This is a genomic window from Xanthomonas sp. fls2-241-TYG-148, assembly GCF_030208815.1.
Lineage (GTDB): Bacteria > Pseudomonadota > Gammaproteobacteria > Xanthomonadales > Xanthomonadaceae > Xanthomonas > Xanthomonas campestris.
This window is the reverse complement of record NZ_JARVTE010000020.1, coordinates 1-12679: the sequence shown is the minus strand read 5'-3', so window position 1 is coordinate 12679 and position 12679 is coordinate 1. Positions and strand designations below refer to the sequence as shown.

The following is a 12679-nucleotide window of genomic DNA, read 5'->3' as shown; positions in this document are numbered from 1 at the left end:
AACTCTCAGGGACGCCGTCCACGCATGACCACTCCGCAAATGTCGGTGTATTTCTTTTTGCAGGCCGCCGCGATCCTGCTGGCGTGCCGCGTGGTGGGTCTGCTGGCCAAGCGCATAGGTCAGCCGCAGGTGGTGGGCGAGATGATTGCCGGCGTGATGCTGGGGCCGTCGCTGTTCGGACTGGTGCTGCCGGATCTGCAGGCGGCGCTGTTTCCCAAGCAGACCATGGACGTGCTGTACGTGTTCGCGCAGTTCGGCGTGGGCCTGTACATGTTCCTGGTCGGCACCGACTTTCGTGGCGACCACTTCAAGGCGCGCTATCGCAGTGCCATGAGCGTGTCGTTGGCCGGTATCGCGGTGCCGTTTGCGTTGGCGTTCGCGCTGTGCCCGTGGTTGATCAACGTGCAAGGCCTGTTCTCCGAAAAGGCCAAACTGATGGAGGCTTCGCTATTCCTGGGCGCCGCCATCGCCATCACCGCCTTCCCGATGCTGGCACGCATCATCCACGAGCGCGGCCTCACCAATAGCCCGTTGGGCACGCTGGCACTCACTGCAGGTGCGTTCGACGATGCGGCGGCGTGGTGCATTCTTGCCGTGGTCCTGGCCAGCTTCGGCGGCAGCTGGGGCAGCGCCTATCTGGCCATCGGTGGTGGCGTGGCCTATGCGTTGTTCATGCTCTTTGTCGGTCGCCACCTGCTGCGCCGGTTGTCTGATTACGTGGTGCCCGATCAGCCGCTCGGCAACGGCGTGTTGGCGGTCATCCTGATGCTGTTCTGCCTCAGCGCCTGGGCGATGGATGCGATCGGTATCCATGCGGTGTTCGGCGGCTTCCTGCTCGGCGCCTGCCTGCCCAAGGGGGCGTTGACCGAAAAGCTGCGCGCGATGATGCAGCCGTTCGTGGTGGTGTTGCTGCTGCCGCTGTTCTTCACTTACTCGGGGCTCAAGACCCAGCTCAGCGTGCTGATGCAGCCGCAGATCATGCTGGCCGGCGTGGCGATCCTGGCGGCCTCGTTCATCGGCAAGGGCGTGGCCTGCTGGGCCGCAGCGCGTGCCACCGGCGAAAACAACCGCGACGCGATGGCGATCGGTTCGCTGATGAACGCGCGTGGCCTGATGGAGCTGATCATCATCAACATCGGCCTGCAGGCCGGGGTGATCGAACAAGGCCTGTTCTCGGTGCTGGTGCTGATGGCGATCCTGTCCACCTTGATGGCCACGCCGCTGTTCAACTGGATCATGCGCCGCCACGCCCACGTGAGCGACGCGGTGCCGAGCCTGCAATCGCGGTGAGGGCGCGCAGTTGTCTGCTGTGGCAGGCAACTGCAGGGGTGCGCGCGCTGGGGGGCGCGTCAACGCCTCAGCGGCAACTGCACGCTGGCCAGCAGGCCACCGCCGGCGCGGTTGCTGACGACCAGGCGGCCATCGTGCGCCTGGCAGATGGCTGATGCGATCGCCAGGCCTAGGCCGCTGCCACCGGAATGCCGGGCGCGCGAGCTGTCGGCGCGCCAGAAGCGATCCAGCAGATGCGGTAATTGCGCAGGCTCTACCCCGGGGCCACGGTCGCCCAAGGTGAGCTCCACGCCGGAGCCTTCGCGGCGCACCTCTATCTCCAGCACCTTGCCGGCTGCGGCGTAGCGCACTGCGTTGTCGATCAGGATCGACAACACCTGGCCCAGCCGATGCCGGTCGGCACGCAGGCGGAGGGGCGGATGCTTGGGGTAGTGGATGGCCATTTGCGCCTCGCGCAGCACGGGCCCCGCCCACTCGATGCGCTCGGCGACGAGCTCGTGCAGGTCGACGCTTTCCGGCTCCAGCACCAGTTGGCCGGCACGCGCCAGCGATACCAGGTGCAAATCCCCGATCAGCCGATTGATCTGCTCCAGCTGGCGATGCACCAGCCGAAGTTGCTCGGGTTCGCGCGGAAAGACGTCATCCAGCATGCCTTGCACGCGCCCCATTGCGGCATTGAGCGGGGTGCGCAATTCATGCGCGAGCATCGCGCTGGAGTCGCGCAATTCGCGCTCGTACTGCTGCAGCCTGCCGCTCATGGTGTTGAAGTCGTCGGCCAAGGCGGTGAGCTCGTCCGGTGCGCCAGTCACCACCTGCGCGCGCGCGCCGAAGTCGCCGTCGCTGACCCGGTGCGCTGCGGAAGCCACCTGCGAAAATTGCCGCGACAGCGGCCGCGATGCGAGCAGGCCGCAGAACAGGATGACCGGGACCGAGATGGTCATCATGGCGCCCAGCATCCACCAGTCCGGATTGGCCAGCCCGGGCAGGAAATTTTCGATGTCGTAATAGCGCTGGAACAGCTCCCACAAGCGCGCCTGGTTGGCCCTGGGTTGCTCGATCAGCTGGGCGATTTCCGCGCGCGGCTCAGCCGGCACGGTGCTCAGGATCAGGCTATAGCGAAGATTGAAATAGCACCACATGCCGAAGGCGATGACCATCATGGTCAGCACCGCCAGCGCGCTCATGCGCAGCCCCACCCACCACCACAGCGGCGCCTGGCTACGCCACGCATGAAATCGCCGCAGGGCATTCATTGAAAGCGGTATCCCACTGCGCGCACGGTGACCAGGACGCCGGTGATGCCATGCACTTCAAGTTTGCGGCGCAGGTTGTGGATATGCGAATCCACCACCCGTTCCAGCGCATCGCTGTCGGGCAGGCAGGCGTCGAGCAGTTCGCTGCGCGTAAAGGCCTTGAATGGCGTCTTGAGCAACAGCGCGAGCAGATTGAATTCGGTCGGTGTCAGATCCAGCGCCACGCTGTCGCCGTTCTCGCCTTGCACGCTGGCAACCACGGCGGCCGGATCCACGCTCAGCCGACCGTGCTGCAGGGGCTCGCCCGGCGCGCGCACGGCCACGCTTCGGCGCAGTACGGCATGCACGCGCGCCACCACTTCCTTGGGGCTGTACGGCTTGACCACGTAATCGTCGGCGCCGTAGCGCAGTGCGCCGAGCTTCTCCGGTTCATCGCCAATGGCGGTGACCATGATCACCGGCGTGTCGCCGGCGCGGCGAATCGCCGACAGCACCTCGATGCCGCTGAGCTTGGGCAGCATCACATCCAGCAGCACCAGATCCGGTGCCCATTGCCGATGCAGCTGGATGGCGCGTTCACCATCGCCGGCCACTGCCACATCGAAGCCATCGCGGCGGAGATAGGCCTCCAAAATGCTGGCGCTATCGGCGTCGTCTTCCACCAGCAGAACCTTTTTGCCTGTCATGGCGTGCTGCCCTGTCGTCTCGATCAAATCTGGATAATTCCCGAAAACAACCTGGACGCTACAGGTCGAGGATGTCGGTCGAGATTGGCTCTGTGCTCCGACATCATGATTCCACAAATTATTCCGCGCCGTTGGCCTTGCGTTTGCCTGGTTGCCGCCAGTGCTGTGCTGTCGGCTGGTTGCTCGCTGACGCCGACCTATCAGCGGCCGGTGGTGAGCGTGCCGGCCACGTTCGGCAGCCCACAGCCTGCATCCGCGCCCGATCAGCCCGACGCCAATGCCACGGCTGCCGTGAGTTTGAACGCGCAGGAGCGCGCATTCCTGCAGGCCTTCGCGCCAGACCGCGACCTGCGGCCCCTAGTCGAACGTGCCTTGGCGCACAACGGCGATTTCCGCCGCGCTGCACTGCAAGTGGAGCAGGCGCGCGCACAGTACGGCATCGCCCAGGCGTCGCGTCTGCCCACGATCGCCGTCGGCGCGCAGCAGCTACGGCAACATTTCGACAATCCTGCGCTGGATGCGCGTTACCAGCAGGATCTGGTGATTGCCAACGCGGGAATCGGCAATTTCGAAGTGGATTTCTTCGGCAAGCTGCAGGCGATGTCCGAGGCTGCGCGGCAGCGTTACCTGGCCAGCACCTACGGCCGCGATGCAGCGCGTGGTGCCCTGATTGCCGAGGTGCTGCGTGCCTACACCGCCGAGCGCACGGCTGCGCAGGCGCTGCAGCAACTGCAATCGCTGGATGCCGACAGCACTGCGCTCCTGGCCATTGCCGAGCGTCAATATCAGGTGGGGCTGATTGCGCGCGACGAGCGCGATGCGCAGCGCCGTCAGGCCGATCAGGCCCATGTGGCGGCCTTGCAGGGCAACGATAACCATGCTGCGGCGGTGCGTGCACTGCGGTTGCTGGCCGGCTATGACAGCACGCCGGTACCCGGCGATCTGCAGGGTTTGATCGCCGCAGATGCGCCTGCGAGCGCATGGCGCGCACTCGATTCGTCACTCTTGCTGCAACGCCCGGATATCCAGCAAGCCGAGCTGGAACTGCGCGCGGCCAATGCCGATATCGGCGCGGCGCGTGCGGCGTTTTTTCCGTCGATCACCTTGAGCACCAGCGTGGGCACCGCCAGCGACGGATTGAGCGGCTTGTTTTCTGCAGGCCACGGGTTGTGGAGCTTTATGCCGCAACTGAATCTGCCGTTGTTCGACGGTGGCCGTAATCGCGCCAATCTGGATCTGGCGCAGGTGCGTAAACGCGCCGATGTGGTCGCCTACGAGCAGTCGATCGAGTCTGCGTTTCGTGAGGTCGCTAATGCGCTCGACGCGCACGCGACCTTGTCGCAGGCCGAGCCGCTCGCGCGCGAGCAGGTCGAACGCGAGCAACTGCGTCTTGCTCGCATGCACAAGCGCGTGGATGCCGGCCTGGAAGACCGCAGCACGCTGCTGGCCGAGCGCTCGCGCATCGCCCAAGCCGAACTCGATTACCTGGACACCGCACGTCAACGCGTGCTGAGCCGCATTGCCCTGTTTCAGGCGTTCTACGGCGTGCGCCTGCCTACCTCTTCCTGACGTCTGCTGGAGACTTTCGATGAATGTACTGTCCTTCAATCGCCTGCGTGGCAACCATGCTGTTCGCGCCGGCGTCCTTGCGTGCATGAGCGCCATTCCGTGCATCGCGCATGCACAAACCGACTTGACCGGGAGCTCGCGCCTGCTGGGAGAGCGGACTGAAATCACTGCGGGCGCCGCAGCAGTTGCCACGCCAGAATATGCCGGTGCCGAACGCGCACGCGTGCAATCCAACCCGGTGCTGGTGGTGCAACGCGGTGTGCTGTTCTTCGATACGGCGCGCGGTGCTGGCCTGCAATACCAGAGCAAGTCTGGCTTCTACATCTCGCAATCGCTGTATTACGACCTGGGCCGGCTGCAAAGCGACAGCAACTGGCGGCCGGGCTCGCGCCTGCTGGCTGGCATGGGCGATGTGCCTGGGTCGGTGACCGCACGCACGCTGGTGATGCAGCAAGTGACGCCCTACATGAACGTCAACGCGGAGGCGGAATTCGCGCTCAAGGATGCGGCGCGCCGTAACCGCTATCGCGCCGGAGTGGAGTTCACCCTGCTGCATCGCGCCAGCGACACGGTCACTCTGGATCTGGACGTGCATGGCGGCGACCGCCGCTTCAATCAGGCCTATTTCGGCGTCACCGATGCGCAGGCCGGGCGTACGCGTTTTGAGGCTTTCAACGCGGGATCCGGCGTCTACGCCGCCGCAGTCGGTGGCAGTTGGACGCATTCGCTGGGCGACCACTGGGCCACCACGCTGGGCGTCACCGGCACGCGCTACCTGGACAACGCCGAAGACAGCCCGCTGGTGGCACGCCGCGCTGTGGTCGGCGGCACCTTTGCACTGACCTACAGCCGCTGAGCGGAACAGACCGGGGGATCGAATGATGACGATGTTTTATCGCGGCCTGGTGTGCGGCACGTTGCTGCTGGGATTGGCCGCCTGCAGTGGGCCGGATGCGCCCGCCACCGAGACGCCGCGCGCGGTGAAGCTGGAGCGCTTTGGCGCCGGCAGCGACAGCCCCCTGCAGGTGCCGGCGCTGGTGCGCCAGGAACAGCGCGCCGAGTTGGCGTTCGAAGGAGCGGGCCGTCTTTCTGCGGTATTGGTGGATGTGGGCGACCGCGTGACGCGCGGGCAAGTGCTGGCGCGCCTGGACGATGAACCGCTGCGCCTGCGCGAACAGCAGGCCGACGCAAATGTGCGTGCGGCGCTGGCGCAGTCTGGCGAACGGCAACTGCAATCGCGCCAGCAACAGGCGATGTTCGATGATGGTGCAAGTTCCAATGCGACCTTGACGGCCGCGCGCGCGGCGGCTGATGCCGCTACCGCACAACTGCAGGTGGCCAGGGCCGATCTGGCCATGGCCCGCCGCGGTAGGCGTCTGGGCGAGTTGCGCGCGCCGTACGATGGCAGCGTGGTGGCGCGCCTGCAACAGCCGCAGGCGGATGTGGCAGCGGGGCAGACGGTGCTGCAGGTGGAAGGGCAGGGCCATGTGCAACTGGTCGCCACGCTGCCGACAGCTGCCGTCGCCGACCTGGTGCCCGGGCAACCCGTCCACGCTCGCATAGTTGATGCTGGCGCGGCGCCGGTCGCGCTGCGTCTGCGCAGTCTTTCCAGCCGCGTGGACAATGCCGCAACGGTGCAGGCGTTGTTCGAGCCGGTCGCCGCAACGACGGCACTGCGCAGCGGCGACAGTGTGCTGCTGACCCTGCCTACGCGCGCTGCTTCTACGCCCAGCGTGCCGTTGTCGGCGGTCGTGCCGCGGCTCAATCGGCAACAGGCCAGTGTGTTCGTGTACCAGCCGGCAAAGCGGGCCGTGATCGAACGTGCAGTCGACCTGGGGACGATTGTCGGTGAGCGCGTCCAGATTCTGCGCGGGCTGCGTGCAGGCGAGCAGGTGGTCAGCGCCGGGGTGGGCTTTCTGGTCAGCGGCCAGCCGGTGACCCCACTGCAGGCACAGACGCAGCTGAGCGGAGGTCGCGCGCCATGAAGCTGACACACATGGCGATGCGTTCGAGCCGGCTGACGTTGTTTGCGGCAGCGATGATTCTGATCGGCGGCATCGTGGCGTTCCTCGGCTTCCCCTCGCAGGAAGAGCCGTCGGTGACCGTGCGCGACATGCTGGTGTCGGTGGCCTATCCCGGCATGCCCAGCGCGCAGGTGGAGAACCTGCTGGCGCGCCCCGTTGAAGAGCAGCTGCGTGAGCTGGCAGGTATCAAGCGCATCGTCACTACGGTGCGCCCGGGCAGCGCGATCGTGCAGTTGACCGCCTACGACGATGTGCAGGATTTGCCGGCGCTCTGGCAGCGTGTGCGCGCCAAGGCCGCAGAGGCCGGTGCGCAATTGCCTGCCGGTACGCTTGGTCCGTTCGTCGACGACGACTTCGGGCGCGTGTCGGTGGCCTCGATTGCAGTCACCGCGCCAGGCTTTTCGATGAGCGAAATGCGCGGCCCGCTGCGGCGCATGCGCGAGCAGTTATATGGCTTGCCCGGCGTGGAGCAGGTGAAGTTGTTCGGCCTGCAGGATGAGCGCGTGTACTTGTCGTTTGATCGCGCGCGCCTGCTGGCGAGCGGCCTGACCCCGTCCAGCGTGATGGCGCAATTGCGCGCGCAGAATGTGGTGGGCTCCGGTGGGCAAGTGGCAGTGTCTGGATTGGCGCTGACCGTGGCCACCACCGGCGAAATTCGCACGCCCGAACAGTTGCGCAGCGTGCTGCTGAGAGTGCCGGGCGCATCTGCCGGCGGCGCGCGTGAGGTAACCCTGGGCGAGTTGGCACAGGTGCAGGTGATGCCGGCCGACCCGCCGCAAAGCGCGGCCGTTTACCAGGGCCAGCCGGCGGTGGTGGTCTCGGTGTCGATGCAACCTGGCAGCAATATCGCCGACTTCGGCAAGGCGCTGCGCGCCAAGCTCGACGACACCGCGCGCCAACTGCCTGTCGGCTTTACCCAGCACGTAGTGAGCTTCCAGGCCGATGTGGTCGAGCGTGAGATGGGCAAGATGCATCACGTCATGGGCGAGACCATTGTCATCGTCATGGCGGTGGTGATGCTGTTTCTGGGCTGGCGCACCGGCTTGATCGTCGGCGCGATCGTGCCGTTGACCATCTTCGCCTCGCTGATCGTCATGCGCGTGCTGGACGTGGAGCTGCAGACGGTCTCGATTGCCGCCATTATTCTCGCGCTGGGCTTATTGGTGGACAACGGCATCGTCATTGCCGAAGACATCGAGCGCCGTCTGGTGGCCGGCGAGGAACGTCGCCAGGCTTGTATCGATGCAGGCCGGACGTTGGCAACCCCATTGCTGACCTCGTCGTTGGTCATCGTGCTGGCGTTCTCGCCATTCTTTTTCGGCCAGACCAGCACCAACGAATATCTGCGCTCGCTGGCCACCGTGTTGGGCGTGACGCTGCTTGGGTCGTGGTTGCTGAGCATCACGGTGACGCCGCTGCTGTGCATGTATTTCGCCAAGGTGCATGCCGCCAAGGACAGCGACGCAGCGGAATCGCAGTTCTATCGTGGCTACCGGCGCGTCATCGAACGTGTGCTGCAGCACAAGGCGCTCTTCATCGGTGCCATGGCGGCGATGCTGGCGGTGGCGATCACCGTGCTGGTGTCGATTCCGTACGATTTCCTGCCCAAGTCTGATCGCCTGCAGTTCCAGATGCCGGTAACCTTGCAAGCGGGCAGCGATGCACGCGAAACCCTGCGCACGGTGAGCGACCTCAGCCGCTGGTTGGGCGACCGCCGCGCCAACCCCGAAGTGGTGGACAGCATCGGCTATGTCGCCGATGGCGGGCCGCGCATCGTGTTGGGCCTGAACCCGCCGCTGCCGGCCGCCAACCAGGCGTACTTCACGGTCAGCGTGCGGCCCGGCACCGACATCGATGCGGTGATCGCACGAGTGCGCGCGCATGTGCGCAGCCATTTCCCCGCGCTGCGTGCCGAGCCCAAACGCTTTTCGCTAGGCGCGACCGAAGCCGGCATGGCAGTGTACCGCGTGGTGGGCCCGGACGAGGCCGTGTTGCGCAGCAGCGCGGCTGCCATTGCCAAGGCGTTGCGGGCAGTGCCGGGCACCGTGGATGTGCAGGACGATTGGCAAGCCCGCATTCCGCGCTATGTGGTGCAGGTCGACCAGCTCAAAGCGCGGCGCGCCGGTGTGAGCAGCGAAGACGTGGCGCGGGCATTGCAGGCGCGCTACAGCGGCGTGGACGCCACGTTGATCCGCGACGATGGCACCGATGTGCCGGTGGTCGTACGTGGCAGCGCACATGAGCGCGCCGCCAACGGCAATCCGGCCGATACGCTGGTGTATCCGCAAGCAGGCGGCGCGCCGGTGCCGCTAGCGGCAATCGCCACCGTGCTGCGCGACAGCGAGCCGTCGGCGATCCAGCGGCGCAACCTCAGTCGTGCCATCACGGTGACTGCGCGCAATCCGCAATTGACCGCGACCGAGATCGTCGAGCGGCTGGCGGCGCCCATCGCTGCGCTCAAGTTGCCGCCAGGCTACCGCGTGGAGATTGGCGGTGAACTGGAGGATTCAGCCGAAGCCAATCAAGCCTTGCTGCACTACATGCCGCATGCGCTGGGTGCGATCCTGTTGCTGTTCGTGTGGCAGTTCAACTCGTTCCGCAAATTGTTCATCGTGCTGTCGGCGGTGCCATTCGTGTTGATCGGCGCGGCGCTGGCGCTGGTGATCACGGGCTATCCGTTTGGCTTCATGGCGACGTTCGGCTTGCTGGCGCTGGCCGGCATCATCGTCAACAACGCGGTGTTGCTGTTGGAACGCATCGAGGCCGAACTTGCCGATGGCCTGCCACGCCGCGAGGCAGTGGTTGCTGCCGCGGTCAAACGTCTGCGTCCGATCGTCATGACCAAGCTCACCTGCATCGTCGGCCTGGTACCGCTGATGCTGTTCGCCGGCCCGCTGTGGACCGGGATGGCGATCACCATGATCGGTGGGTTGGCGTTGGGCACGCTGGTGACGCTGGGCTTGATCCCGATCCTGTACGACCTGCTGTTCGGCCTGCGCGTGCGGCGCGGTGCCTAGACCGCGCCTGCATTCGTCGGCCCGGCACGCCATACTTGGGGCAGACAGCAGCAAACACGACACGATGAGCAAAGCAAAAGAGAAAGCCACACAGCAGCCGGTGCAGCCACCTGTACCTGTGTTTCAACTGCATGTGGCAGTGACCGGCAGTGCGCCGCTGATCTGGCGGCGCCTGCTGGTGTCGGGCGCGGTGCGCCTGGCCACGCTGCATCGCGTATTGCAGCCGGTGATGGGCTGGAATGGCGCGCACCCCTACGAGTTCGACCTGGGCGGTGGGCGTTATGGCGAATTCGGGCTGGATGTGCCGGAGCGTCCACGGCTCAAACATGCCGGCCGCGTCACCCTGGAAAGCGCAGTGGGCGAACTGGAACGCTTCGAGTATTTCTACGGCGCCGGCCATGGCTGGCAGCATCGCGTGCAGGTGGAAGCGCTGTTGCCGCCGGATGCCGGCCTGCGTGTGGCGCGCTGCGTGGACGGGGCCAATGCCTGCCCGCCAGAGCGCAGTGACGGCATTGACGGCTATCAGACGCTGGTGCAGATCATCGCCGACCCGGACCACCCGCAGCATGTGCAGGAACTGGCGACGTTGGGCGGGCGGTTCGAGCCCGGTCATTTCGATCTGGCAGAGGTCAATCGTTTGCTGGCGCGCGTGCGCGAGTGAGGCGTGTGCGCCCGGCATCTGAGGAGAACCTGGAAATTTTTTCGCGCGCCACGGTGGCGTTTACGCGTTGTACGGGCTGATCAGGCGGCGCTTATCGAGCAGCGCCACTGCGGCTTGACGCCCGATCGGCTAGCCTGAGGCCCCGGTTTTTCCGAAGTCTGCGCAATGTTCCGCTGGTTCGAGTCCCTGATCGATATTTTCCCGCCCATCGAGCGGGAGATGCCGCCACGCAGCGTGTGGCGCTTTTACCTGCATTATCTGCGGCCTTTGTGGCCGATCCTGCTGGCCACGCTGATCGCCGGCCTGCTGCTGGCGCTGGTGGAAGTGGCGATGTTCGACTTCCTCGGTCGCATCGTCGACATGCTGGCCGAGCAGCCGGGGCCGGAGTTCTTCCGTCGCCATGCTGGCGAGCTGGTGTGGATGGCGGCGATCACGCTGGTGGCGCGGCCGTTCTTCACGGGGCTGCATAACCTGCTGGTCAATCAGGCCATCGTGCCTGGCCTCAGCAACCGTTCGCGCTGGCTGATGCACAACTACGTGGTGCGCCAGAGCCTGGGCTTTTTCCACAACGATTTTGCCGGGCGTATCGCCAACCGCGTGATGCAGACGGGCACCTCGCTGCGCGAATCGGCGGTGCAGATGGTCGATGCACTCTGGTACATCGTGGTCTATACCGGCAGCGCACTGTGGTTGTTCGCGCAGGCCGACCCGTGGTTGATGGTGCCGCTGCTGTGTTGGCTGGTGGCGTATGTGGGGCTGATGGCGTTCTTCGTGCCGCGCATGAAGGCGCGTGCGTGGGTGGCATCGGACGCGCGCTCCAAGGCCACCGGGCGCATCGTGGATGGCTACACCAATATCGCCACGCTCAAGCTGTTTTCGCATGCGCGCCGCGAAGAGGCCTACGTGCGCGATGCGATCGACGAGCTGGCGGTCAAGCATCGCCTGCAAACGCGCGTGACCACCGCAATGGACACCGCCATCGCCGTCGCCAACGGCTTCCTGATCGTGGGCACCTGCGGGCTGGCGTTGTGGCTGTGGAGCCGCGGCCAGATCAGCGTGGGCGCCATTACGCTGGCCACCGGGCTGGTGATCCGCATCCACAACATGTCCGGCTGGATCATGTGGACGGTGAACGGCATTTTCGAAGACATCGGTAGCGTGCAGGACGGCATGCAGACCATCGCCCAGCCACTGACGGTGCAGGACCAGCCCACCGCGCTACCGATGCAGGTGACGCAGGGCGCGGTGCATTTCGACCAGATCCACTTCCATTACGGCAAGCGCGGCGGTGTGATCGCCGGGCTCGATCTGCAGGTGCGCGCCGGCGAAAAGATCGGTCTGGTGGGGCCCTCCGGTGCAGGCAAGTCGACATTGGTCAACGTGCTGCTGCGCCTGTACGACCTGGAGCAGGGGCGCATCCTGATCGATGGCCAGGACATCGCCCAGGTCACGCAGGAAAGCCTGCGCGGGCAGATCGGCCTGGTCACGCAGGACACCTCGCTGCTGCACCGTTCCATTCGCGACAATCTGCTGTACGGCCGCCCGCAGGCCACCGAAGCGCAACTGCTGGACGCAGTGCACAAGGCGCGTGCGGATGGCTTTATCGACACGCTGGTGGATGGCGAAGGCCGCCGCGGTTTCGATGCACATGTGGGCGAACGCGGGGTCAAGTTGTCGGGTGGCCAGCGCCAGCGCATCGCCATCGCACGCGTGCTGCTGAAAGACGCGCCGATCCTGATCCTGGACGAAGCTACCTCGGCGCTGGATTCGGAAGTGGAAGCGGCCATCCAGGACAGCCTGGATGCGTTGATGAGTGACAAGACCGTCATTGCGATCGCGCATCGGCTCTCCACCATCGCGCGCATGGATCGCCTGGTGGTGATGGATGGTGGGCGCATCGTCGAGACAGGCACGCATGCGGAACTGATCGCGCACGGCGGCCTGTACGCCCGGCTATGGGCGCGGCAGACCGGCGGGTTTGTTGCGGCCGATGCGTGACGGAAAAAGCGACGCGTGAGGACACGCAATTGGCTTCGTGTGGCTTGAAAACTTGCCAACGGGAAATTAGCAAGCATCCAAGCCCCTCTCCCCTCGGGAGAGGGGTTGGGGTGAGGGTACGGGGCGTAGCCACTTGCTATGTTGGCCACACGAGGCTTCGCCCGCACCCTCATCCGCCCCT

Annotated in this window: 9 protein-coding genes; 7 read left to right on the top strand and 2 right to left on the bottom strand. The window is 65.5% G+C overall.

Annotated elements, in window-relative coordinates; translation table 11 throughout:
- Positions 1-24 precede the first annotated feature (24 nt).
- Positions 25-1290 carry a cation:proton antiporter gene (locus QRM60_RS18455; protein WP_115001043.1) on the top strand — a complete coding sequence of 422 codons (1266 nt, stop codon included), beginning with the start codon at positions 25-27 and terminating at the stop codon, positions 1288-1290.
- A 59-nt stretch (positions 1291-1349) separates the two neighbouring features.
- Here the strand turns inward: QRM60_RS18455 and QRM60_RS18450 are convergent, their stop codons facing one another.
- Positions 1350-2543 carry an ATP-binding protein gene (locus QRM60_RS18450; RefSeq protein WP_115001041.1) on the bottom strand — a complete coding sequence of 398 codons (1194 nt, stop codon included), beginning with the start codon at positions 2541-2543 and terminating at the stop codon, positions 1350-1352.
- Positions 2540-3229 (bottom strand): response regulator, encoded by a 690-nt coding sequence (locus tag QRM60_RS18445; RefSeq protein ID WP_103700023.1) that lies wholly within the window; start codon positions 3227-3229, stop codon positions 2540-2542. Before QRM60_RS18445 ends, QRM60_RS18450 begins: the two co-directional genes overlap by 4 nt.
- 105 nt (positions 3230-3334) lie before the next feature.
- On the opposite strand from QRM60_RS18445, the gene QRM60_RS18440 reads away from it, so the two are divergent.
- The 6 genes from QRM60_RS18440 (at position 3335) to QRM60_RS18415 (ending at position 12498) form a co-directional block, all read left to right on the top strand.
- Positions 3335-4798: an efflux transporter outer membrane subunit gene (locus QRM60_RS18440; protein WP_228436875.1), complete on the top strand. Its 1464-nt coding sequence runs from the start codon at positions 3335-3337 to the stop codon at positions 4796-4798.
- A gap of 19 nt (positions 4799-4817) precedes the next feature.
- Entirely contained in the window at positions 4818-5654 is an 837-nt protein-coding gene (locus QRM60_RS18435) for a MipA/OmpV family protein (protein WP_285446800.1), read from the top strand.
- 22 nt (positions 5655-5676) lie between these two features.
- Positions 5677-6783, top strand: coding sequence for an efflux RND transporter periplasmic adaptor subunit (locus QRM60_RS18430; RefSeq protein WP_285446799.1), 1107 nt, complete (start codon positions 5677-5679; stop codon positions 6781-6783).
- The gene (locus QRM60_RS18425) at positions 6780-9839 is read left to right on the top strand and encodes an efflux RND transporter permease subunit (protein WP_285446798.1); all 3060 of its coding nucleotides are present in this window, start codon (positions 6780-6782) and stop codon (positions 9837-9839) included. The genes QRM60_RS18430 and QRM60_RS18425 overlap by 4 nt, the downstream gene beginning before the upstream one ends.
- A 64-nt stretch (positions 9840-9903) precedes the next feature.
- Positions 9904-10500, top strand: coding sequence for a plasmid pRiA4b ORF-3 family protein (locus QRM60_RS18420; protein WP_285446797.1), 597 nt, complete (start codon positions 9904-9906; stop codon positions 10498-10500).
- 165 nt (positions 10501-10665) lie between these two features.
- Positions 10666-12498 (top strand): ABC transporter ATP-binding protein, encoded by a 1833-nt coding sequence (locus QRM60_RS18415; RefSeq protein ID WP_285446796.1) that lies wholly within the window; start codon positions 10666-10668, stop codon positions 12496-12498.
- The last annotated feature ends 181 nt before the right edge of the window (positions 12499-12679 follow it).